This is a genomic window from Tistrella arctica, from assembly GCF_039630945.1.
Classification (GTDB): Bacteria; Pseudomonadota; Alphaproteobacteria; order Tistrellales; family Tistrellaceae; genus Tistrella; species Tistrella bauzanensis.
Genome location: NZ_JBBKTV010000003.1, coordinates 47,529 through 69,247, shown reverse-complemented (window position 1 = coordinate 69,247; position 21,719 = coordinate 47,529). Strand labels below are relative to the sequence as shown.

The following is a 21,719-nucleotide window of genomic DNA, read 5'->3' as shown; positions in this document are numbered from 1 at the left end:
GTCGGTGTGCCATACCCGCATGGGGCGCGGCCGCCGGGTCAGAGTGAGCGGCCCGATGCCAGCGCCACGCCCACCGCCAGCGGCAGCAGCGGCAGAACCGCGCTGAAGCCGCTGCCCCGCAGCATCCGCCGCTTCAACCCCGGACCGCCGCCGCCGGTCATGATCGCCAGCACCGCCACCGGCAGCCAGCCCACCAGCCCCAGCGTCACCGCCGCCTCGGCGCCCGAGACCACCGCAACCGTCGCCACGGCGGCCAGAACCGCGACGGCAAGCCCGGCAATGGTTGCGGCGGTCGACGGCGCGGCATCGACCTGGAAGCCATGCCGGCCGGCATCGGCGGCCGGCCGGGGTTTTCGAGAGCGCGACTTGCCGCTCATCACCCGTCTCCTGCATGGAATGCATCTAAGTTGCAATCTTATATACGCCGATCTGCGGCGGACTTGTAGTGGGAAGCATGGATGGTCACCATAGGCGGCGTCGATCGATGCGCCCTTGGTGGGTGCGGTTCCGTATCGGGATTTCTCAGGCCCCATGACCCTGACCGAACTGAAATATCTGGTGGCGATTGCCGATCATGGCCATTTCGGCCGCGCGGCAAGCGCCGCCGGCGTCAGCCAGCCCACCTTGAGCGCCCAACTGCGCAAGCTTGAGGATTATCTGGGCGTGGAACTGGTGGAGCGCAGCCGCAAGGGCGTGCGGCTGACGGCGGCGGGCGAGCGGGTGGTCGGTCACGCGCGCCGGGCGCTTGCCGAACAGCAGGCGATCCTGCGCCTGACCCGCCACCGGGCGAAGCCGCTGGAGGGGCCGTACCGGCTGGGTGCCATTCCGACGCTGAGCCCCTATCTGCTGCCGGCACTGCTGCCGGTGCTGAAGGCCGCGCATGGCGGGCTGGATCTGGTGGTGATCGAGGATCTGACCGATCATCTGCTGGCCCTGCTGGATGATGGACGGCTGGACGCGGCGCTGGTGGCGTTGCCGGTGGAGATGCGCGGCCGGCAGGCGATGGCCCTGTTCGACGAGGGCTTTCTGGCGGTGGTGCCGCAGGCCGCCGATATGGCGGCCGGCGCCGACAGCCCGATCGATGCGGCCGAACTGGCCGCCACCCGGCTGCTGGTGCTGGCCGACGGCCATTGTCTGCGCGATCAGGTGCTGGCGGCCTGTGCGCGCACCGCTGCCTCTGGCGACGACTTCCGTGCCGCCAGCCTGGAAACCCTGCGCGAACTGGTCGCGGCCGGCTTCGGCACCACGCTGGTGCCGGCACTGGCTGCCGCCGCCTGGCGGCGCAGCGGCGAAACCCGGCTGCGCTTCCGACCGGTGATCGGGCCGGCGGGGCATCGCCGCATCGCCCTGGTCTGGCGTCGGGGCGCCGGCGATGCCGATGCCCTGGCGCTGGCCCGGGTCTGCCGGCAGGCGATCCCCGACGTGGTGCAGGCGGTGGACGATGACACACCGCCAGCCGAGCCGGGCCGAGCACCTGAATCGGGCGGAGCCACCCGATTCGGGGCAAAAATTGCGATTGATAATTAATAGCATGGCGTGCCAGCATTCCGGACCCGCCCCGTCAGGGGCTGCATCATCCATCCGGGACCGGCTGCCATGACCTCCACCCCCGCCATAGCCGGCAACGGCTCCGGAACCGAGCGCCTGCCGGTCACGCTGGACGGCGTGCCCGAGACCATGCTGTGGCCGTTGTGGCACCGCGTGGGGCTTGCCGCCACCGGCCGGGTGCCGGCCGATGAGGTGCTCGACGATCCGCGCGCGGCGGCGCTGGTGGCGCGGATCGACTATGATTTTCAAGGGCGTTTCGGCCGGCCGCACCCCGCCCATACCATCCGCGCCAGACTGGGGGACCGGCTGATCCGCGATTTCGCCGCCGCCCATGACCAGCCGATCCGGGTGGTCGCCCTGGGGGAAGGGCTGGAGACCCAGCTCTGGCGGGTCGATGATGGCCGGCTCGACTGGGTGACGCTGGATCTGACGCCGGGGATCGATCTGCGCCGGCGGCTGCTGCCCGTCCATCCGCGCAACCGGATGATCGCGGCATCGGCCTTCAGCCCCGCCGACTGGATGGACGAGGTCGGCACCGACCGGCCCTGTTTCTTCAGCGCCGCCGGGCTGCTGATGTATGCCCCCGACCGGTCGACGGTCACCGGGATGCTGCAGTCCCTGGCCGGCGGATTTCCAGGGGGCCGGATCTATGTCGACACCATCCCGCACTGGTATTCCCGCAAGACCCTGCGCGGGCTGAAAGTGACACCCGGCTATACCGCGCCGCCGATGCCCTTTGCCCTGACCCGCGCCGGGCTTGCGGATTTCGTGGCCGCCATCCCCGGCCTCGATCTGGTCCGCGTCTGGACCTATGCCGAGCCCTATCCACGGATGATGCCGCTGCTGTCGCTGCTCTCACGCATCGGTTTTGTGCGCGACCATGTGGCGCCGCTCTTGATCCTGGGCCGCTTCGGCCCGATGGTCTGACAACAGGCCCCCCGACCGGAAGGCACGATCATGCACAGCCGCGCCGCCGAGCACTGGCAGAAAACCCATGGCTTCGGCCAGACCATCCGTCGGCCGGTGGAACGCCGGGTGCACGCGGTCATCGCGCTGACCCTGGTCACCATGGTGGCCGAAGTTGTGGCCGGGTGGCTGACCGGATCGATGGCCCTGCTGGCCGACGGGCTGCATATGGGCACCCATGCCTTCGCGCTGGGGCTGGCGGCGCTGGCCTATATGGTCACGCGCGCCCGCGCCCATGATCCGCGCTTCAGCTTCGGCAGCGGCAAGATCGGCGATCTGGCCGGCTTTGCCAGCGCGCTGCTGCTGGGCCTGTCGGCGCTGGCGATCGCCGGTGAGGCCGTGGTGCGGCTGTTCGATCCGCGCCCGATCGCCTATGGCGATGCCATCCTGGTGGCGGTGATCGGGCTTCTGGTCAATCTGGCCTCGGCGGCGCTGCTGGGCCTGGGGCATGATCATGGGCATGATCATGCACATGGGCACCACCATGACCACGACGATCATGCGCATGATCATCATAGTCAGAGCCAGAAACTTGACACCAATGCCCGTGCCGCCCTGCTGCATGTGCTGGCCGACGCCCTGACCAGCATCGCCGCGATCGGCGCGGTGGCACTGGCCTGGGCGACCGGCTGGCTGTGGGCCGATCCGCTGGCGGCCCTGCTGGCATCGGCGGTGATCCTGAAATGGTCGATCAGCCTGGGCCGCAGTGCCGCCGGCGTGCTGCTCGACCGTCAGGCGCCCGAAGCGATGCGGCAGGACATCGCCGCCGCGCTGTCGTCGGATGGCGATACCCAGGTGGTCGACCTGCATCTGTGGTCGGTGGGGCACAATGCCTGGACGCTGGTTGCAAGCGTGGTGACCCATGGCGATGACGGGCCGGACGATTACCGTGCGCGGCTGCCGAAGCGGTCCGACCTGTATCATCCGGTGATCGAGGTCAACCGCTGCACGGGCGATGGTTCCGGACATCCGGCGGCAGATCCCCACCGGGCATGACGGCGGCATTGCGGCGCCAGTCGGCCGGGGCGGCGCCGAAGCGGCGCCGGAACAGCCGGGCGAAGTGGCTGGGATTGGCATAGCCGACAGCGAGCGCGGCGTCGATCACCCGGCAGCCATCCTGGATCATGCGGGCCGCCGCTTCCAGGCGCGTCGCCTCAAGATGGCCGTGGACGGTGCGCCCGACCACCAGCCGGAACCCGGATTTCAGCTTGCGCTCGTTCAGGCCCACCGTCCGTGCCAGGAGCGGGATGGTCCAGGGCTCGTCATGGCGATCGACCAGCAGCCGCGCCGCCTGTTCGATCCGGCGCCGGTCGGCCGGCACCGGCAGGCCGGCCACCGGCGGCGCGCCATCGATCTCGGCGATCAGCCAGGCCAGAGCCTCCAGCGCCTTGGCCTTCAGAAAGATCTGGCGCGCCGCGCCATCCAGCCGGCAGGCAAGCACCGCCCGGGCCACGCCATCGAGGGCGGGCGAGGTCGGCCGGGCCAGTAGCAGCACGTCTTGCAGGCTGCAATCGGTGGCGAAGCCGCGCATCAGCACCGGCAGCACCGCCAGCCCCAGATCGACCAGAAGCTGCGCGTCATAGCGGAAATCGAGGCAGACGACCCGGCTGCCGGCCGGAATCACATCCTCGCCCGCCGTTGGCCGGGCGGCATGATACAGCACGGTCACGCCCGGCCGGATTGCCAGCGGCCGCCCGCCATCGACCGAGAGCGAACCGGCGCCATCCAGAAACAGCGAGATCGACAGGGTTGCCGGTCCGGCGATCCGCAGCCGCTGTTCGGTGCGGGCGGTGAAGTCGAAATGGTTGAAGGCCATGCCGTCGCCCAGCGGCTCGTTCACCTGCGACGCAAACCAGGCCGGCAGATCGGTGGCGTCGCCGGCGTCGAGGGCGGCGTTCCCGTCGACCTGCCAGATCGTCGGCGATGTCATGCGCGGGCTCCGCGGTTGCTCGTGACCGGCCCCCATGATTCCGTAAATGAGAATGATTCGCAAGAAAGTCCCGATCAGAGCAGGATCGGTCCCGATCGGGGCCGCGTGTCCGGCAGCGCCGGGCGATGACGGGCACAAGCTCCGCCGGCATCAGCCCGATGTCCCATTCGAGGCCTGATGTCCCATTCGAGGCCCGATGTCCCATTCGAGGATCGCCCGACCATGTCTTATCGCATGCTGCGCCGTTGCGCCCTGGCAGCACCGCTGTTGATTACAGGCGTCGTGCCGGTGGCGGATGCCCGCGCCGACGATCAGGATGTACAGCGTCTCGACGCCCTCACCGTCACCGCCGGCAAGCGGGATCAGATGCTGGGGCAGATCGACAACTCGGTCACGGTGCGCACGGCCGAGCAACTGGCCGAGGCCGGTGTCACCCGGCTGGACGATCTGGACCGGGTGTTTCCGGGGCTGGTGATCCGGGCGCGCGGCAACCGGGCCTATACCGGTGTCACCATTCGTGGCGTCACCTCGCCCGATTTCTATAACCCCGCGGTTCAGGTCTATGTCGACGGCGTGCCGCAGGATGCCGCCGCCTTCGCGCAGGAGCTGGTCAATGTGGAGCGGGTGGAACTGCTGCGCGGCCCGCAGGGCACGCTGTATGGCCGCAACGCCCATGGCGGGGTGATCAACGTCATCACCCGCATGCCCGCGAACCGGATGGAAGGCCATGCCTCGGTGACACTGGGCGTGCCTGAGCGTGGCGCCGAGGCGGTGATCGCGGGGCCGGTGGTGCCCGACCGGCTTGCGGCGGAACTCGCGCTCCGCTGGAGCCAGGATCAGGGCCGGATCGATGATGTGGCGACCGGCCGGACCGGCATCGACGACGGCATCTCGCGCATGGCCCGGCTGAAGCTGCGTCACGCCCCCACCGACAGCCCCCTCGCCGTGACCGTCACCGCGACGCGCGAGGAGCTTGAGAGCCACGAAGAACTGTATATCCGCGACGCGGCGGTGGATGACCGCCGCTATGACAGCGCCAGCCAAGGGCCGCGCGGCTGGCTCGACCGCCGGGTGACCACACTCGCGCTTGCCGCCGATTACGACCTGTCCGACGCCGCCAGCCTGTCGAGTGTCACCACCTGGCAGAGCCGGGATCTGACCCGGGTGATCACGGTCGACACACCCGAATCCCAGGACCAGATCTCGCAGGAACTGCGCCTTGCCTTCCAGACGGGAGAGCGGTTGGACGGCGTGCTGGGCGGCTTCTTCCAGTCGACCGGTTTCACCCGCACGACCCCCGGCTATCCGGGCTATTACGGCCCCGACCGCAACGAGGTCGACACCCGCTCCTATGCCGTGTTCGGCGAGGCGACCTATGCGCTGACCCCGGTTCTGGACCTGACCGGCGGCCTGCGCTGGTCGCGGGAGGAAGCGGAGATCCGCTATGACCGGCCGGGGACCGGGCCCTTCGATCACCGGTTCCGGGCTGAGGACGATGTCTCGGACATCTCGCCCAAGCTGGCCCTGGGCTGGCAGGTGGCGCCCGACCACCGGCTGCGGGCGGTGATCGCCCGCGGCTTCAAGCCGGGCGGCTTCAATCACACCGTCGCCTCGCCCGAGGACGCCGTCCCCTATGACAGCGAGACCTCGACCAATTACGAACTGGGCTGGCGCGGCAGCATGGCCGGCGGCCGGCTGGATCTGGATGCCGCGGTCTATCTGATCACCGCAGAGGACAAGCAGATCTATACCGGGCCGCTGGGCGCGCAGGTGCTGCGCAATATGGGCGATGCGCTCAGCCACGGCATCGAGCTCGACGGCGCCTTCCGTGCCACGCCCGATCTGATCCTGCGCGCCGGCGCCACGATCGGCCGGTCGGAATTCGACGGCGGCCCCTATGACGGCCGGCGGCTGCCCTATGCCCCCGATACCACCCTGCGCGCGGGGCTGCGCTGGATCGTGCCTCAGACCAGCGTGCCGGGGGCCGTCGCGGTGGATCTGAACGCCAACTGGGTCGACCGGACCTGGTTCGACGAGGCCAACACCCTGTCGCAAAGCGCCTACACCCTGCTGGATGCGGCGGTCGAGGTCGATCTGGACGCCGGCTATGCGGTCCGGGTCTTCGCCCGCAACCTGACCGACGAGGTCTATCGGACATCGAGTTTCGATTTCGGCGGCGGCGATATCCGCAGCACGCTGGGCTGCGGGCGCACCATCGGCATCACCGGCAGTTGGCGGTTCTGAGATGGCCATGGCATCTGCGGCCGGTCGGGCCGCCACCACCACCACGCCGCCTGTCCGCGTGCTGACCGTCATCGGCGGCATCTATGTCACCCAGAGCATTATCGGCGGTCTGACCTTCCACGGTCTGCCGACGGTCTTGCGTGCCGCCGGTGCCGGCTATGAGGTGATCGGGCTGGTCTCGCTGCTGATGCTGCCCTGGGCGCTGAAATTCCTGTGGGCGCCATGGATCGAGCGCCTGCGCCGGCCGGTTGGCGGCGGGCGCCGGACGCGGGTGATGGTGCTGGCGGGGCAGGGGATCGCCATCGTCACCATCGCCACCCTGGCCGCCAGCGCCGGGCTGCCGCCACCGGCGATGGTTCTGGCGGTGCTGGCCTGGGCGGCTCTGGTCACCGCGACGGTCGATATCGGCTGCGACGCCTATGCGGTGGAACAACTGCCGCCGGCCTTGCGCGGCTTGGGCAATGTCATGCAGGTCGGCGGCGGCTATGTCGGCGCGCTGATCGGCGGCGGGGTGTTTCTGGTGCTGGTCGACCGGGCCGGCTGGAGCCTCGCCATCCTGGCCCTGGTGGTGGTGATGGCGGCGCTGACCCTGCCGATGGCGCTGACCCGCGAGGGGCCGCCCGCCATCGCCACCGTCGGCACCGACCCCGCGCACCGGCCGTCGCTGGCCCGGGCCTTCGCCCGCCGGCCGGTGCTGATCGGGCTGGTGGTCGTGCTGCTGATGCAGGCCGGGCTCAGGCTCGCCATGGGGCTGACCGGGCCGATGCTGATCGATCGCGGCGTGTCGCTTCAGGTGATCGGCCTGATCAGTGGTGCCGGCGGCATGGCGGCCAGTCTGGTGGGCACGCTGCTCGCCGGTCTGGCCTTGCGCCGTGTGGCACCCGAACGCCTGCTGGCGCCGCTGGTCGCGGGCGAGGGCCTGCTGCTGGGCCTGCTGGCCGTGGCGATCATGGGCGACGTGGCCGCACGGCCGGTGCTTGGCCTCACCGTGGTGCTGTCGCTGGTTCAGGGCGCCGCCTTCGTGGCGCTGTACAGCGCGATGATGGGCTGGTCCGCCTCGCCGCAGGCCGGGGTGGATTTCACCCTGCTGCAATGCGCCGATGCCGGCATCGCCGCCCTGGCCGGCCTGTCGGGCGGGTTGATCGCCGCCGCCATCGGCCTGGATGTCAGTCTTGCCCTGGCTGCCGCCACAAGCCTTGTCGCCGCCGGGCTGATCCCCGCACTGATCGCCCGGATGCGACGCCCTGAGGGGATGCCCGCATGACCTGCCCCACACCGACACCCCGCCCGCATGCGGTGATCGCCGGCGCCGGTATCGCCGGGCTTGCCGCCGCCTGGTGGCTGGACCGGGCCGGCTGGCGCACGACCCTGATCGAGCGTGCCCACGACCTGCGCACCGACGGCTATATGATCGGCCTGTCGGGGCCGGGGCTGGCGGTTGCCCGGCGGATGGGGCTGATGCCGGCCCTGACCGCCCGGGGCCGCGACATTGCCGAGAATCTGTATCTCGATCGCAGGGGGCGCGAATTGCTGCGGCTGCGCTATCACGACCTGCTGACCGGGGTCGAATGGATCACGCTGGCGCGCACCGCCCTGGTCGAGGTGCTGGCCGAGGCGATGCCGGCCTCGGCCGATCTGCGGTTCGGCGCGCGCATCGCCAGCCTCGACGATCGCGCGGGTGCGCCGGTCGGGGTGGCGCTCGCCTCCGGCGAGACACTGGAAGCCGAACTGGTCATCGGCGCCGAGGGGCTGCGGTCCGATCTGCGCCGGCAGCATTTTGCCCCGGACGATGCCGCGCTGGAGCCGCTGGGCTATGGCGTCGCCGCCTTCCGCCTGCCGGATACGCTGGGGCTGGGGCGGGATTTCCTGTCCTATGCCGAGCCCGGCCGGCTGACCGAGTTCTACACCCTGGCCGATGGCTCGCTGGCCACCCTCTATGCCTGGCGCCATGGTGGCACCGATCTGCCGGTGGGCGAGCCGGCCCGGATCGCGGCGCTGAAGGCGGCCTATGCCGGTGCCCATCCGGCGGTGCTGGCGGCCATCGATGCCCGCGACCCGTCGGCCGGGCTCTATGTCGACACCACGCTGATGACCGTGCTGCCGCGCTGGTCCACCGGTCGGGTGCTGTTGCTGGGCGATGCCGCGCATTGCCTGACCCTGTTGTCGGGGCAGGGCGCAGGCATGGCGATCACCGCGGCGGCCGGGCTGGCCGAATGCCTGCTGCGCCACCCGCTCGACATCCATCGGGCGCTGGCCGAGCACGAGACCCGGCTCAGGCCGGTGATCACCCGGCTTCAGACCCGCAGCCGGAAGCTGGCCCGGCTGTTCATCCCGGCGACCCCGGCCGGATTCCGGCTGCGCAATCTGGCGCTGCGCCACATGCCCGCCCGCCTGCTGGCCCGGCAGCTCACTCGCGATCTGCGGGGCGAGGGGCCATTCTGAACCGGCAATCGCCACGGTTCTGAAGCCGCCGACCGGGAAATCGGCTAGGCTGATCCGACGCGTATCAGTGCGGCGGGGCCTGGGGCGGGCCGGATCGGGGAGATGGCGGATGCTTGTTGAAGGCGTGGCGGTGCTGGGCGCGCTGGGGGGCGGGCTTGCCCTGTTCACCGGCTGGACCGCGAAGCGGGTGGAGGCGGCCGTGCCTCCGCGCGGCCGGTTCATGGAGATCGACGGTTGCCGCGTTCATTACCTGGATGATGGCGCCCCCGGCGATACCCGGCCGGCGCTGGTCATGGTGCACGGGCTGGGCGGGCAGATGCATCATTTCAGCCACAGCCTGCTGGCCCGGCTGCGCGCGGATTACCGGGTGATCCTGATCGACCGGCCGGGCAGCGGCTATTCCACCCGGCCCGACGGCACACCGGCCGGTCTGCGGGCACAGGCGGCGCTGATCGTGGCGGTGATCCGCGCCCTGGATCTGCCACATCCGCCGTTTCTGATCGGCCATTCTCTGGGTGGCGCGATCGCCCTGGCCGTGGCGATCGATCATCCGGATGCCGTGTCGGGCATCGGGCTGATCGCGGCGCTGACCCATCCTGAGACCGATCCGCCGGCGGTGTTCAAGGGGCTGGCGATCCGGTCCGACATCGCCCGGCGGCTGGTGGCCTGGACGCTGGCGACGCCGATGTCGTTCCTGCGCGGCCAGGCGGTGCTGGCGGCCGTGTTCGGCCCCGACCCGGTGCCGGCCGATTTCGCCACCGCCGGCGGCGGCTTGCTGGGCCTCCGTCCGCAGGCATTCCGCGGCGCCTCGATCGATATGGTGGCGGTCAACGACGATCTGCCGGCGATGGTGGCAGGCTATGGCGCGATCACCCGGCCGGTGCATATGATCTTCGCGCGCGGCGACCGTATCCTGAACTGGCGGACGCATGCCGAAGCCCTGAAACAGACATTGCCGGCCCTGGATCTGACTTTGATCGAGGGCGGCCACATGCTGCCGGTCACCGCACCCGACGCGGTCGCGGCCTGGATCCGGCGGGCGGCCCCGATCGGCTGACAGCCGGCACAAGCTGCGTTGTGTAATAGTCGTTAACTATCGTGTCCATATCGACAATCGATTTCCACTATAGATGCAGGCCGTGCAGGATCATGAAGACGGGCCAAGCGGCACACCGCAGCCCCGGACATGTGAGGAGGCAGACCCCATGACCACCCGGAATGACGATCCGAAGACCGACACCGCCACGACGCCGACCCTGACGCTGGCCAGCGGCGCGCCGGTGGTGAGCAATCAGAACAGCCGCACCGCCGGCCGCCGCGGCCCGGTGACCCTGGACGACGTGCATCTGATCGAGAAGCTGGCCCATTTCAACCGCGAGCGGATCCCTGAGCGGGTGGTGCATGCCAAGGGCTCCGGCGCCTTCGGCACCTTCACCGTCACCCACGACATCAGCCGCTATACCCGGGCGAACATCTTCTCCGAGATCGGCAAGACCACGCCGCTGCTGTTCCGCTTCTCGACGGTCGCCGGTGAGCGCGGCGCGGCGGATGCCGAGCGCGACGTGCGCGGCTTCGCGATGAAGTTCTATACCGAGGACGGCAACTGGGATCTGGTCGGCAACAACACGCCCATCTTCTTCATCCGCGATCCGCTGAAATTCCCCGATTTCATCCACACCCAGAAGCGCGACCCGCGCACCAATCTGCGCAACCCCACCGCCATGTGGGATTTCTGGTCGCGCAGCCCGGAAAGCCTGCATCAGGTGACGATCCTGTTCTCGGATCGCGGCCTGCCGGCCAGCTATCGCCATATGCACGGCTTCGGCAGCCACACCTTCGGAATGGTCAATGCCGATGGCGAGCGGGTGTGGGTGAAGTTCCATCTGAAGTCGGAACAGGGCATCCGCAACATCTCGGACGAGCAGTCGGCCGGGATCATCGGCCAGGACCGCGAAAGCCATCAGGCCGATCTGTATGACGCCATCGAGCGCGGCGAGTATCCGCGCTGGGCGGTGAAGATCCAGGTGATGACCGAGGCGGAGGCCCGCGCCACCCCCTTCGATCCGTTCGATCTGACCAAGGTGTGGCCGCACAAGGACTTCCCGCTGATCGAGGTCGGCGTGGCCGAGCTGAACCGCAACCCGGAGAATTATTTCGCGGAAATCGAGCAGTCGATCTTCAGCCCCGGCAATCTGGTGCCCGGCATCACCGCCTCGCCCGATCGCATGCTTCAGGCGCGCCTGTTCGCCTATGGCGACGCCCATCGCTATCGGGTGGGGGTGAATGCCGACCAACTGCCGGTCAACCGGCCGCTGGTCCAGGCCCATCCCGCCCATCGTGACGGCGCGATGCGGCTGGACGCCAATGGCGGCCGCGCGCCGAATTACGAGCCCAACGGCTTCGGTGGTGCGGTGGAAGATCCGACGGCGGGCGAGCCGCCACTGCCGCTCGACGGCCCGGCCGATCGCTATGATCACCGGATCGGCAACGACGATTATACCCAGGCCGGCGACCTGTTCCGGCTGATGGACGACCGGCAGAAGGATCTGCTGATGACCGCGATCGCCAATGCCATGGCATCGGTGCCCGACGACATCAAGCAGCGCCAGATCGGCCATTTCACCAAGGCCGATCCCGCCTATGGCGCGGGCGTGGCGGAACGGCTGGGCCTGCATGCCCTGGATGCCGCCGAGTGACGGTGGAACCTCTGGCGGCATCGGGTGATTGATCCGCCAGATCCTCGGACGTGACTGCCAGACTCTCGGACAAGACCGGCTTCCCGCCCGTCAGGGCCGGGACCGGCCGGGGCTTCCGCCCGCAACGCCCGCCCGGGCGGCCCCGGCCGGACCTGTCCGTACATCGACGTCTGCCTCCCGGCGATGTATGGGGGGATCACCGCCCGGGCGGCTGTTGCCGCAGCCGTCCGGGCGGCATACTCTCGCGGACATGATGACGGAGCGCGATCCCATGACCACCGAGACGATGACCGACCGGCAGGTTCCGGCCGTCGCGGAGCCGTCGTCGAGACCTCCGGTCGCACGACGCCGCCGGCTGCTGAAACTGGCCGGCTGGGGCTTCGTGGCGCTGGGGGCCGTGGGCGCGGTGCTGCCGCTGCTGCCGACGACGATTTTCCTGATCGCCGCCGTTGCCTGTTTCATGCGCGCCGATCCGGTCCTGGCCCAGAGATTGCTGGACCATCCCCGTTACGGCCCGCCGCTGGTGGCATGGCGCGATCGCGGCGCCGTGTCGCGCAAGGGCAAGATCGCCGCGATCACCGCCATGGCGGCAGGGCTTGGCCTCTCTTGGGCGCTGGGCGCGCCAGCCCTGGTGCTGGCCGCCACCGGCGCCATACTGGTGCCGGTGGCGATCTGGCTGGCGGCCCGGCCTGAGCGATAGACCGGCCTGAGCGATAGACCGGCCCGAGCGATAGACCGGCCTGAGCGATAGACCCCGGGCCAGGCCGTGAGTGAGGGCGGCTCAGGCCTTGGTCTGGTAGCGCTCGGCGGCATGCTCCTGCCTGAACCCCGGCAGCATCGTCTGACGCGCGGCCTGGAAGGCATCCCACTGAGCGGCATCATGCAGCGGCGGAATGGTGACCGGCTCGCGGCGGTCGAAGCCGACCAGGGCCGCATCCACCAGTTCGTCGACCTCCATCAATCCGGGCACGGTGTTGATGTCGGTGCCCGACCGCGCCCAGATTTCGGTGCGGGTGGCGGCGGGCAGCACCGCCTGGACATAGACGCCGGCCGGGGCCAGTTCCAGGCTGAGCGCCTGCGACAGGAACAGCATGAAGGCCTTGGTCGCGCCATAGACCGACAGGCGGAATTCGGGTGCCAACCCGACCACCGAGCCGATATTGATGATCGCACCCGCGCCGGCCGCGGCCAGACGTGGTGCCACGGCACTGGCCAGCCGGACCGGCGCCGTCGTGTTCAACGCCACAAGCCGTCCGATATCGTCGGTCGCCTGTTCGATGAAGCCGCCGCCCAGGCTTGCCCCGGCATTGTTGACCAGAATACCGATCCGGTCATCGTCCCGCAGCCGGGTTTCGATCACCGCAAGGTCGTCGGCGCTGGTGAGATCGGCGCCGATGATGTCGATCGCCACGCCATGATCCCGGCGCAGGCCATCGGCCAGTGCCTCCATCCGCGCCGTATCGCGCGCGACCAGAACCAGATCATGACCGCGCCGCGCGAATCGCGCCGCATAGGTGGCGCCGATGCCCGAAGACGCGCCGGTGATGAGAACGGTGGGCAGTGTCGCCATGGGGTGCTTCTTTCTCTGACGGGGCGGGTTCAATCATGATGTTTATCATGATTGAGGTCAGATAAGCAGGCGGTCATGCGGTTCAAGGGCCCCACCGGCCGGTGCGGGCGATTCCGCCCGCGATATGCCGGCGGATGCCCTGTCAGGCGCTTTCGGGGATACGTGCAATCACCTTGATCTCGAAATCGAAACCGGCAAGCCAGGTGACGCCGATGGCGGTCCAGTTGGGGAAGGGCGGCTGGCTGAAGATCCGGTTTTTGATGCCCATGATGGTCTCGAACTGGGCTTCGGGATCGGTGTGGAAGCTGGTGACGTCGACGATGTCGTCGAAGCCGCAGCCGGCGGCGGCCAGGGTCGCGGCCAGATTGTCGAAGGCCAGTTGCACCTGACGCGCGAAATCGGGTTCCGGTGTGCCGTCGGGGCGGCTGCCGACCTGCCCTGACACGAAAAGCAGGTCGCCCGAGCGGATGGCGGCCGAATAGCCATGGGCTTCGTAAAGGGCGTGGCGGTCGGCGGGGAAAATCGGATCGCGCTGAGCCATCATCTCTATCCTTTTCGTCATTGCCGGCCTTTGATCGTCGCCGGCCGCGCGCGCGGCGCTTTCAGGCTGGCGGGCGCTTTGATATACGTCATGTATGTAGACATGCAGGCATACGCGCCGTATGTCAATTCATATACGCGATGCATGTGAATTTAATGGGAGCGGGGGATGGCCGGTCGACGCGCGGAGATGATGGAGGAGACCCGTGCGAAGCTGATCGCGGCGGGCCGCCGGGCCTTTGCCGAACAGGGCTATGCCGATGCCTCGATGGACGATCTGACCGCCGATGCCGGTCTGACGCGGGGCGCGCTCTATCACAATTTCGGCAACAAGCGCGGGCTGCTGGCGGCGGTGGTCAACCAGATCGATGCCGAAATGGCGGCGCGCGCCCAGGCGGTCGGCGCGCGGGCGGACGATGACTGGCAAGGGTTGCTGGCCGAGGGTGTCGCCTATATCGAAATGGCGCTCGACCCCGATGTGCAGCGCATCGTTCTGCGCGACGGGCCGGCGGTTCTGGGCGATCCGTCGCAATGGCCCAGCCAGAACAATTGTCTGCGGGTGACACAACAGACGGTGGAACGGCTGATCGGGCGCGGGGTTCTGAAGCCGGTCGATCCGGAGGCCGCCGCCCGGCTGATGAACGGCGCCGCGCTCAATGCCGCGCTGTGGATCGCGGCCAGCGACGACCCGGAAACCGTTCTGCCGAAAGCGGTCGAGGCGTTCCGCTGTCTGGCGGCAGGGTTTCTGGCATAGCGATGTGCATCGCGCCGCGTCAGGCCGGATCGAGCGTCAGGACGCGCCCGCCGATCTGCTCAAGGCGGGCGAGATAGGTGGCAGGGTCGAGCAGTTGATACGGGAAATAGAGCCCCGGCGCGGTCGCCGGATCGCCATCGAGCCCGACGGGCCGTTCGAGAACCATGGCGACGCCGAGCCCGGTCAATGGCATCTGCCCTTCGGGATGGACGATCGCGTGACGGGTGCGGAGCGGTTGGCCGCCATGATCCGCGCCGGCGAGGTCGATGATGATTTTGGTCGAGGCCGGCTCGCCGCGGCGACGGGTGGAACTGACCCCCATGGCCAGATTGAACTGAACATCGGGTGCGCCGGTCGCCGCCGCCAGACCGACGACGTCATAGGGTGAGAGGGCCGAGGCCACCATTACGGTGCCGTCGACGGCACGGAAGGCGGCCCGGGCATCCTCGCCATTCCGCCAGACATTGGCACCGTCGCGGCGCGCATGGGCCGCGGACATGGTTCTGGTCAGCCGTTCGACAGGGAACCTGCCATTCGTGTATAAGATCACCAACCTACTTTTGGTAGGTTGGTGAGGGCGATGCGCGGCCTCAAGAGGGGACGAATGACTCCGTCCGTCATTGATCTGCGACATCTGCGTCAGTTCATCGCGGTTGCCGAGGAACTGCATTTCCATCGCCAGGTTCTTCACCTGTGCATGACGGCCGGCTCCGTGCCGCGGGTGGTGCAGGAGGCGCACCGTCACGAACCGCTTCCGGCAACGGCTCTTGGCTATGCCTATGCCCGATATCTCGCCCTGCGGGGCGCGCGCGTCCTCGTCCACGATATCGGCGCCGACAAGGACGGCCGGGGCCATGATCCCTCGGTGGCCGAAGCCGCCGCCGGACGGCTCCGCGCGCAAGGCGCCGCCGCGTGCGCGGCGAGCGGGGGGAACTGACACCCGTGACGGCTGCCACGCGCTGGTCGGGGAGGTCGTGTCGACATACGGGCGTCTCGACATCCTGATCCACAATGCCGGCTGGGTGGGCTATCAGACGATCGAGGATCTGGAGCCGGATTTCATGGCCCGGATGACGGGGCTGGGTGTCGAGACCCCGCTGTGGCTGGCGCAAGCGGCCTGGACCGCGATGAAGGCGCAGCGCTATTACCGCCGAGGCGATTGCCGCCGCCTGGGGACATGGCACGTGCTGTGCCCGAGGCGCGGAGACGGTGACGGCCGTGTCCATGATCCTCCCCGAGCCGGTGCTATGGGTGACGACGCAACCCGTCGATCAGCAGATCGACCATGCGTCTGGTATGGGCGATGTCGTTCTCATCCGATGAAACCGACAGGTTGCCGATCGCGCGCAGCAGGTCGAAGGCCGGGATGTCGTCGCGGATCTGGCCGGTGGCGGCGGCCGCATCCAGAAGGGCGATGAGGGCCGGTTCGAAATGGGCGCGGAAATAGGCGGGCAGCGCATCGAAGGCCGGGTCGCCCGAATGCAGTGCGGCGGCAAGGCCCTTCTTGGTGGCGATGAAGGCGGTATAGCGGCGGAGCCACAGGGCCAGGGCCTCGGCTGGCGGATGGCGGGCGGCCAGGGATGCGGCCTCGGCGGCGCAGGCGTCGACCTCGCGCCGGAACACCGCCGCCACCAGATCGGCGCGTTTCGGAAAGCGGCGATACAGCGTGCCGACGCCGACGCCCGCGCGGGCGGCGATCTCTCTGACCGGCGCCTCGACGCCTGAGACCGCAAACACCGCCTTTGCCGCTTCCAGCACCGCATCCTCGTTTCGGCGCGCATCGGCACGCACGCGCCGTGCCACAGGCGGCGTGTCGTCGGGCGGCGTGTCGTCCTGCGGTCGTGTCGGGTCGTGGGGCATCGCGCCTCCGTTGCCGGTCGGGCACGCTGCCGCCACCGGGGTTGTTGATAAATGGAACAGAGTTCCGTATATGAGGGATATACGGATCATCGTTCCGTTTTTTGCGACAAGCTGGTCCGCGTCTCCGCTCTATAGCGACGCGGCGCCGGTTCCGCCATCCTGAAACAGGGGCATCACCCTCATGAACAATCTGATCCGTCTGGCCCGGCACATTCCGGTCGCCGATCCCGCGCCCACCCTCTCGGTCAATCCGGTGACGTTGCAGGCGGCCGGACGCGGGCTGCCGCTGGACCTGCGGGTCACGGCACCGGTGAGCGGGCATGATCTGGGCATTGTCCTGATCTCGCATGGCCACGGCCCCTCGCTCTATCTGCCGTCGAAGGATGGCTATGGACCGCTGGTGGATTTCTATGCCGCCCACGGCTTCGTGGTGATCCAGCCCACCCATGCCAATTCGAAGGTGGCCCGGCTCGCCGCCGATGCTCCGGGCGGCCCGCTGTTCTGGCGGTCGCGGGTCGCGGATATGACGCTGATCCTGGACCGGCTCGACGATGTCGTGGCGGCGGTTCCGACACTTGCCGGCCGTGTCGATCGAAACAAGGTCGCCGCGATCGGACATTCCATGGGCGGGCAGACGGTGGGCATGCTGCTGGGCGCCCGGCTGACCGATCCCAACGACGCGACCGCGACCGATGTGTCGCTGATCGAGCCGCGCATCACGGCGGGCGTCCTGCTGGCGGCCCCCGGCCATGGCGGTGACAGCCTCAGCGACTCTGCCCGCACGGCCTATTCGGCGCTGAACCCCGATTTCTCCCACATGACCACGCGAACGCTGGTGGTGGTGGGCGACAGCGACGTGAACCCGCATCTGACCCCGCGCGGCGCGGACTGGCACACCGACCCGTTTCACCATAGCCCCGGCGCCGATCATCTGCTGACCCTGTTCGGCGGCCGGCACGGGCTGGGCGGGATTGCCGGCTATGACGCCAAGGAGACCGATGACGAAGATCCCGACCGTCTGGCGGTGACCCTGCGGATGAGCTGGGCCTATCTGCGATCGGCGCTCCATGCCGGCGATCCGGCATGGGCCCTGGCCTGTGCGGCGCTGGAAACGCATGCCGGCGCCATCGGCCGGGTCGACGGCAAGCCGCGCCTCACCCCCTGAAGATCACCCGGCGGTGATAATCCAGAAAGGCCGGGTGCGGGTGCAGGTCGCGGGGGCCGGGCAGGGTCAGGCGGCCATTGGCGGGCAGCAGGCGGGTGATCGCATCGGGAATGCGGCCGGCAGCGCTTCGGGATCGACCGGTGGGCCCACATAAAGCGTGGGCCGCCCGATCCCGCCTCCGGCTGATCGCAACCACTGTTGATTGCGTTGAGGCGAAATCTTACAGCATCAAGGGGTGGCTCGACCAGGCGTCGCAGCGGGTGGTGTTCCGGCCGACCGGGCGGCGACCTGGCGGCGGGCGCGGCGCTTGCGCCACCAGATCACCACGCCCGTGATCGAGACCAGGGCCAGGGCCACGCCTGCGACCGCGATCAGGATGCGGCCGGCAAGCCCGCCGATGCGGCCGGAATGCAGCGGGAACTGAAGCTGAAGGAACACGTCGCCCACCGTGCCCTGGCCGGGGACGCTGGCCAGCAGCACGGCACCGGTGGCATCGTCGAGATAGAGATGCGGATGGCCGGTGTCGATGGCCCAGGGGCTATGCGGTTCCGGCTCGTCGAGGCTGATGATATAGACCCCGAACGCCGCGTAATGATAGGCGTCGACCGCCTGCGCCGGCAGGCCGCTGGCGGCGGCATGGGCCTCGCCACGGGCCGCGGCCTGTTCGAAGCTGAGGCCGGGCGGGGGCGGGTTGGCGCGATAGCGGGGCGCGCCGACCTCGCGCGCGCTGGGGGACAGATCCGCCACCAGCGACAATAGCGGCCGCATCACCTGGGCTTCCAGGTTCAGCGACACGCTGCTGATCGCCAGCACCAGAAACACAGCCCACAGCCACAGGCCGGGCGCGCGGTGCAGATCGAGCACCCGGCGATGGCTGCCGGTGCCCCGCAATGACAGGCCGGGTTTGATCTTCCAGGCCGGTGCCCAGCCGGCGCCGAAGCCACGGGTGAAGGGGCGGCGGCCGCGCGGCAGGGTCAGCCACAGGGCCACGATGGCATCCAGCGCCCAGATCAGCGCCACCACCCCCAGCAGCCATTTGCCCACCGGCCCGGCGGTCAGCGAATAATGGAAGGTGTAGAGGAAGGGCATGATCGCGGTCATCTGGTCGCGCCGACCCAGGATGTCGCCGGTCACCGGATCGACGAAAACCTGATCATAACCGGGCGGCGGGGTTCCGGGCCGGGGCAGGACCGTGACCAGCACCGCCTCGCCCGCCCTGGGTACGAGTGGCAGGGCGGTGACGGCGATGTCGGGATCGATCGCCGCCACCCGGGCCGCGATCGCGTCGGGCGCCAGCACCGGCCCGCGCCCCGGCGCCTGGAACAGCGCCGGGTTCAGCCAGGCATCGAGGTCATGCCGGAAGGTGATGGCGCTGCCGGTCAGCCCAGCCAGCACCAGGAACAGCGCGGTCGACAGCCCCGCCCAGCGATGAACCCTGACCCAGAGACCGCGCATCAGGACGCCCTTACCAGCGATATTTGAGCGAGGCGGTGACCGCCCGGCCGGCGCCCCAATAGCAGGCATTGGCCGACAGGCAGGTGGAGACATAGGTCTCGTCGAGCAGATTGGTGGCGTTGACCGCAAGGCTCGCACCGGCGGCATCGGGGCTGAGCCGGCCCAGATCGAACCGCACCCCGGCATCGAACAGGGTCACGCCCGGTGATTTGAACTGATTGTTCAACTCGCCATAGAGATGGCCGATATAGCGCACGCCGGCGCCCAGCCCCAACCCGTCGGCGATACCATGGTCGAAGCTTTTGTCGAGCCAGAGTGCCGCGGTGTTGCGCGGCACGAAGGCCAGTTGGCGGCCCATCTGTGCCTCGCGCAAGGTTTCGGTGATTTCGCTGTCGCTATAGGCATAGCTTGCGATCGCGCGGTAACCCTCGCCCAGATCGGCATGAGCTTCGACCTCCAGCCCCTTCACCTCGACCTCGCCGGTCTGGATATAGGCAGTGCCGGTGGTGCTGGTGGCGACATTCTCCTGCACCAGATGATAGGCCGAGAGCGTGATCATCGAATTGTAGCCGGTTGGCTGATAACGCAGCCCGATTTCAGCCTGACGGCCTTCCATCGGCTCAAGTGGCTGCCCCTCCGGGGTTGAACCGCCGAGCGGCTGGAAGGATGTCGTGTAGCTGACATAGGGGGCGAGGCCGTTGTCGAAGGCATAGACCAGACCGGCGCGGCCGGTGAAGGCCTCGTCATCCTGACGGACAATGGTGCCGTTGGTATCGGTCTTGGCCTCGGCGTGGTCGTAACGCCCGCCAAGCATCAGATGCCAGCGCCCCAGGCTCATCAGGTTCTGGACATAGGCGCCGGTCTGGCGGCGGGTCTGGTCGATGCTGGTGCCGACCGGCGGCACGGTGATGCCGCCGGCATAGACCGGATCGAAGACGTCGATCGGCGCGACCATGGCAAGCTGGGTCTCGTCGAAATGGCTGGTCTCGTGCTGGATGTCGAGGCCGATCAGCACGTCATGACCGACCGGGCCGGTCTCGAAGCGGGCCTCGGCGCGGGTATCGGCGGTGAGGCTCTGCGCGGTTTCGGGGAAGGCCCAGGCATAGCGGTAGAGGGTCTGGTCCGACAACGCATAGCCCTGCACCCGCCGGGTGCTGGTGTCGACATCGGCATAGCGCAGGTTGTGGCTGACGGTCCAGACATCGTCCAGCCGGTGCTCGACCTCATAGCCCAGCATCCATTGTTCATTGGTGAACAGGTCGTAATCCGGCTCGCCCACGAAACGATTGGTCGGGATGTAGCCGTCGGGATGCGGATAGAGCGTGCCGACCGAGGGCAGCACCGGCGCACCGCCGCCGCCTTCCGAGCGGATCTTCTGGTATTGCGACAGCACCGTCAGCGTGGTGTCGTCGCCCGCCCAGGTGAAGGCCGGGGCCACGAAGATCTTATCTTCCTCGACATGGTCATACTGGGTGTCGGCCTCGCGTCCGACCACGGTCAGGCGATAGAGCAGACGATTGTCGTCATCCATGGCGCCCGAGAAATCGCCGGCGAGCTGCCGGCGGTCATAGCTGCCGGTGCCAAGCTCGATCTCGTTCAGCGTCTCGGCGGTGGGGCGCTTCGAGGTCATGCCCAGCAGGCCGCCGGGGGCGTTCTGGCCATAGAGCACCGAGGCCGGGCCTTTCAGAACCTCGATGCGTTCAAGACCATAGGGCTCGATGCGCGGCTGGGCATAGCCGCGCGACCCGAAGGGCAGGCGCAGGCCGTCGAGATAGCGCCCGGGGGTGAAGCCGCGCACCGTGAACCAGTCGAGCCGGAGATCGACATTGCCATACTGGCTGATCACGCCCGGCGCATAGCGCAGCGCCTGGGTGACGGTGTCGGAGCCCTGCATGTCCATCTGGTCGCGGGTGACGACCGACACCGCCTGGGGGGTGAGGATGATCGGGGTGTCGGTCTTGGATGCCGTGACCGAATGGCTGGCGGCGATGCCGGCGACCGCGCCGCGCGCCGTGCCCTGACGCCCGGCATCGATGGTGAGCGGATCAAGCCGGGTGGTGCCGGCCTCGGCCGGCGGCAGGGCTTCCAGCATCACCGCCCGCGGGCCGGTGACGCGATAGGTGAGGCCGGTCCCCGACAGCAACTGGCGCAGAGCCTGTTCGCCGCTGAGCCGGCCGCGCACGCCGGGGGAGACGATGCCGGCATCGAGCCCGGCCGCGAAGCCCGCATTCCAGCCGGTGGCGCTGCTGAAGGCATTGATCGCCTGCACCAGCGGCTGGCGGGGGATGTCGAAATCATGGCGCTGATCCTCGGCGGCCACCGGTGCCGCCGACACCTGCGCGGCGGCGCGGCCGGTGATGCCGGGGCCGGCCAGAATGGCCGCGCCGACCAGGGCGACGCCGGCCATGGTCGCGCGGCGCGCCGGCCATGCGGCGGCGCGGCGTCCGGATGTGGGGCAAAGGGGCTGATGCCATTTGGTCATGAGGAACGTCCCGCCTGTGCGTCACCGATAGGGTGGGGCGTGCCGCATGTCTTGCGATTGCGTCTCG

20 protein-coding genes and 1 pseudogene are annotated in these 21,719 nt (G+C 68.8%); 13 read left to right on the top strand and 8 right to left on the bottom strand.

What is annotated here, in order from left to right:
* Positions 1-38: 38 nt before the first annotated feature.
* Complete coding sequence (locus WG924_RS07195) at positions 39-377, bottom strand: hypothetical protein (RefSeq protein ID WP_345932347.1); 339 nt, start codon at positions 375-377, stop codon at positions 39-41.
* A gap of 154 nt (positions 378-531) precedes the next feature.
* Here WG924_RS07195 and WG924_RS07190 point away from each other — a divergent pair, with 154 nt between their 5' ends.
* The 3 genes from WG924_RS07190 to dmeF all read left to right on the top strand — a co-directional run bounded on the left by WG924_RS07190 (position 532) and on the right by dmeF (position 3,510).
* Positions 532-1,527 (top strand): LysR substrate-binding domain-containing protein, encoded by a 996-nt coding sequence (locus WG924_RS07190; protein WP_345932346.1) that lies wholly within the window; start codon positions 532-534, stop codon positions 1,525-1,527.
* 69 nt (positions 1,528-1,596) lie between these two features.
* Entirely contained in the window at positions 1,597-2,475 is an 879-nt protein-coding gene (locus WG924_RS07185) for a class I SAM-dependent methyltransferase (protein ID WP_345932345.1), read from the top strand.
* A 30-nt stretch (positions 2,476-2,505) separates the two neighbouring features.
* On the top strand, positions 2,506-3,510 hold the full coding sequence (gene dmeF / locus WG924_RS07180; RefSeq protein WP_345932344.1) for a CDF family Co(II)/Ni(II) efflux transporter DmeF: 1,005 nt from the start codon (positions 2,506-2,508) through the stop codon (positions 3,508-3,510).
* Here the strand turns inward: dmeF and WG924_RS07175 are convergent.
* On the bottom strand, positions 3,452-4,444 hold the full coding sequence (locus WG924_RS07175; RefSeq protein ID WP_345932343.1) for a helix-turn-helix transcriptional regulator: 993 nt from the start codon (positions 4,442-4,444) through the stop codon (positions 3,452-3,454). The two genes, dmeF and WG924_RS07175, sit on opposite strands and share 59 nt — an antisense overlap.
* A 222-nt stretch (positions 4,445-4,666) precedes the next feature.
* Here WG924_RS07175 and WG924_RS07170 point away from each other — a divergent pair, with 222 nt between their 5' ends.
* From WG924_RS07170 to WG924_RS07145, 6 genes are all read left to right on the top strand, one after another.
* Complete coding sequence (locus WG924_RS07170) at positions 4,667-6,688, top strand: TonB-dependent receptor (protein WP_345932342.1); 2,022 nt, start codon at positions 4,667-4,669, stop codon at positions 6,686-6,688.
* 7 nt (positions 6,689-6,695) lie between these two features.
* Positions 6,696-7,952 (top strand): MFS transporter, encoded by a 1,257-nt coding sequence (locus tag WG924_RS07165; RefSeq protein WP_345932341.1) that lies wholly within the window; start codon positions 6,696-6,698, stop codon positions 7,950-7,952.
* Positions 7,949-9,130: an FAD-dependent oxidoreductase gene (locus WG924_RS07160; RefSeq protein ID WP_345932340.1), complete on the top strand. Its 1,182-nt coding sequence runs from the start codon at positions 7,949-7,951 to the stop codon at positions 9,128-9,130. Before WG924_RS07165 ends, WG924_RS07160 begins: the two co-directional genes overlap by 4 nt.
* A 109-nt stretch (positions 9,131-9,239) precedes the next feature.
* A complete protein-coding gene (locus tag WG924_RS07155) occupies positions 9,240-10,187 on the top strand; it encodes an alpha/beta fold hydrolase (protein ID WP_345932339.1) in 948 nt (315 codons plus the stop codon).
* Between the two features lie 148 nt (positions 10,188-10,335).
* Entirely contained in the window at positions 10,336-11,826 is a 1,491-nt protein-coding gene (locus tag WG924_RS07150; protein ID WP_345932338.1) for a catalase, read from the top strand.
* A gap of 271 nt (positions 11,827-12,097) precedes the next feature.
* The gene (locus WG924_RS07145) at positions 12,098-12,526 is read left to right on the top strand and encodes a YbaN family protein (protein WP_345932337.1); all 429 of its coding nucleotides are present in this window, start codon (positions 12,098-12,100) and stop codon (positions 12,524-12,526) included.
* An 81-nt stretch (positions 12,527-12,607) separates the two neighbouring features.
* On the opposite strand, the gene WG924_RS07140 is transcribed toward WG924_RS07145, so the two are convergent.
* A complete protein-coding gene (locus tag WG924_RS07140; protein WP_345932336.1) occupies positions 12,608-13,396 on the bottom strand; it encodes an SDR family NAD(P)-dependent oxidoreductase in 789 nt (262 codons plus the stop codon).
* A 142-nt stretch (positions 13,397-13,538) separates the two neighbouring features.
* Complete coding sequence (locus tag WG924_RS07135; protein ID WP_345932335.1) at positions 13,539-13,937, bottom strand: RidA family protein; 399 nt, start codon at positions 13,935-13,937, stop codon at positions 13,539-13,541.
* Between the two features lie 168 nt (positions 13,938-14,105).
* Here WG924_RS07135 and WG924_RS07130 point away from each other — a divergent pair, with 168 nt between their 5' ends.
* Entirely contained in the window at positions 14,106-14,690 is a 585-nt protein-coding gene (locus WG924_RS07130; RefSeq protein ID WP_345932334.1) for a TetR/AcrR family transcriptional regulator, read from the top strand.
* 19 nt (positions 14,691-14,709) lie between these two features.
* Here the strand turns inward: WG924_RS07130 and WG924_RS07125 are convergent, their stop codons facing one another.
* Complete coding sequence (locus WG924_RS07125; RefSeq protein WP_345932333.1) at positions 14,710-15,189, bottom strand: hypothetical protein; 480 nt, start codon at positions 15,187-15,189, stop codon at positions 14,710-14,712.
* A 105-nt stretch (positions 15,190-15,294) separates the two neighbouring features.
* Here WG924_RS07125 and WG924_RS07120 point away from each other — a divergent pair, with 105 nt between their 5' ends.
* Positions 15,295-15,627 (top strand): hypothetical protein, encoded by a 333-nt coding sequence (locus tag WG924_RS07120; RefSeq protein WP_345932332.1) that lies wholly within the window; start codon positions 15,295-15,297, stop codon positions 15,625-15,627.
* Positions 15,545-15,820, top strand: a pseudogene (locus WG924_RS28230) (SDR family NAD(P)-dependent oxidoreductase); the annotation flags it as partial. The gene WG924_RS07120 and the pseudogene WG924_RS28230, both read left to right, overlap by 83 nt.
* Positions 15,821-15,935: 115 nt before the next feature.
* Here WG924_RS28230 and WG924_RS07115 read toward each other — a convergent pair.
* On the bottom strand, positions 15,936-16,550 hold the full coding sequence (locus WG924_RS07115; RefSeq protein WP_345932331.1) for a TetR/AcrR family transcriptional regulator: 615 nt from the start codon (positions 16,548-16,550) through the stop codon (positions 15,936-15,938).
* A gap of 181 nt (positions 16,551-16,731) precedes the next feature.
* Between WG924_RS07115 and WG924_RS07110 the strand changes: the two genes are divergently transcribed.
* Positions 16,732-17,715 carry an alpha/beta hydrolase family protein gene (locus tag WG924_RS07110; protein ID WP_345932330.1) on the top strand — a complete coding sequence of 328 codons (984 nt, stop codon included), beginning with the start codon at positions 16,732-16,734 and terminating at the stop codon, positions 17,713-17,715.
* A 228-nt stretch (positions 17,716-17,943) separates the two neighbouring features.
* On the opposite strand, the gene WG924_RS07105 is transcribed toward WG924_RS07110, so the two are convergent.
* Both WG924_RS07105 and WG924_RS07100 read right to left on the bottom strand, forming a co-directional pair.
* Positions 17,944-19,170, bottom strand: a complete 1,227-nt coding sequence (locus WG924_RS07105; RefSeq protein WP_345932329.1) for a PepSY-associated TM helix domain-containing protein — start codon at positions 19,168-19,170, stop codon at positions 17,944-17,946.
* Positions 19,171-19,180: 10 nt separating this feature from the next.
* On the bottom strand, positions 19,181-21,652 hold the full coding sequence (locus tag WG924_RS07100; RefSeq protein ID WP_345932328.1) for a TonB-dependent siderophore receptor: 2,472 nt from the start codon (positions 21,650-21,652) through the stop codon (positions 19,181-19,183).
* Positions 21,653-21,719: the final 67 nt, after the last annotated feature.

Coding starts and splice junctions, on each gene's coding strand:
- WG924_RS07195 (WP_345932347.1), bottom strand. CDS start 377: ATGAGCGGCAAGTCGCGCTCTCGAAAACCCCGGCCGGCCGCCGATGCC.
- WG924_RS07190 (WP_345932346.1), top strand. CDS start 532: ATGACCCTGACCGAACTGAAATATCTGGTGGCGATTGCCGATCATGGC.
- WG924_RS07185 (WP_345932345.1), top strand. CDS start 1,597: ATGACCTCCACCCCCGCCATAGCCGGCAACGGCTCCGGAACCGAGCGC.
- dmeF (WP_345932344.1), top strand. CDS start 2,506: ATGCACAGCCGCGCCGCCGAGCACTGGCAGAAAACCCATGGCTTCGGC.
- WG924_RS07175 (WP_345932343.1), bottom strand. CDS start 4,444: ATGACATCGCCGACGATCTGGCAGGTCGACGGGAACGCCGCCCTCGAC.
- WG924_RS07170 (WP_345932342.1), top strand. CDS start 4,667: ATGTCTTATCGCATGCTGCGCCGTTGCGCCCTGGCAGCACCGCTGTTG.
- WG924_RS07165 (WP_345932341.1), top strand. CDS start 6,696: ATGGCATCTGCGGCCGGTCGGGCCGCCACCACCACCACGCCGCCTGTC.
- WG924_RS07160 (WP_345932340.1), top strand. CDS start 7,949: ATGACCTGCCCCACACCGACACCCCGCCCGCATGCGGTGATCGCCGGC.
- WG924_RS07155 (WP_345932339.1), top strand. CDS start 9,240: ATGCTTGTTGAAGGCGTGGCGGTGCTGGGCGCGCTGGGGGGCGGGCTT.
- WG924_RS07150 (WP_345932338.1), top strand. CDS start 10,336: ATGACCACCCGGAATGACGATCCGAAGACCGACACCGCCACGACGCCG.
- WG924_RS07145 (WP_345932337.1), top strand. CDS start 12,098: ATGACCACCGAGACGATGACCGACCGGCAGGTTCCGGCCGTCGCGGAG.
- WG924_RS07140 (WP_345932336.1), bottom strand. CDS start 13,396: ATGGCGACACTGCCCACCGTTCTCATCACCGGCGCGTCTTCGGGCATC.
- WG924_RS07135 (WP_345932335.1), bottom strand. CDS start 13,937: ATGGCTCAGCGCGATCCGATTTTCCCCGCCGACCGCCACGCCCTTTAC.
- WG924_RS07130 (WP_345932334.1), top strand. CDS start 14,106: ATGGCCGGTCGACGCGCGGAGATGATGGAGGAGACCCGTGCGAAGCTG.
- WG924_RS07125 (WP_345932333.1), bottom strand. CDS start 15,189: ATGTCCGCGGCCCATGCGCGCCGCGACGGTGCCAATGTCTGGCGGAAT.
- WG924_RS07120 (WP_345932332.1), top strand. CDS start 15,295: ATGACTCCGTCCGTCATTGATCTGCGACATCTGCGTCAGTTCATCGCG.
- WG924_RS07115 (WP_345932331.1), bottom strand. CDS start 16,550: ATGCCCCACGACCCGACACGACCGCAGGACGACACGCCGCCCGACGAC.
- WG924_RS07110 (WP_345932330.1), top strand. CDS start 16,732: ATGAACAATCTGATCCGTCTGGCCCGGCACATTCCGGTCGCCGATCCC.
- WG924_RS07105 (WP_345932329.1), bottom strand. CDS start 19,170: ATGCGCGGTCTCTGGGTCAGGGTTCATCGCTGGGCGGGGCTGTCGACC.
- WG924_RS07100 (WP_345932328.1), bottom strand. CDS start 21,652: ATGACCAAATGGCATCAGCCCCTTTGCCCCACATCCGGACGCCGCGCC.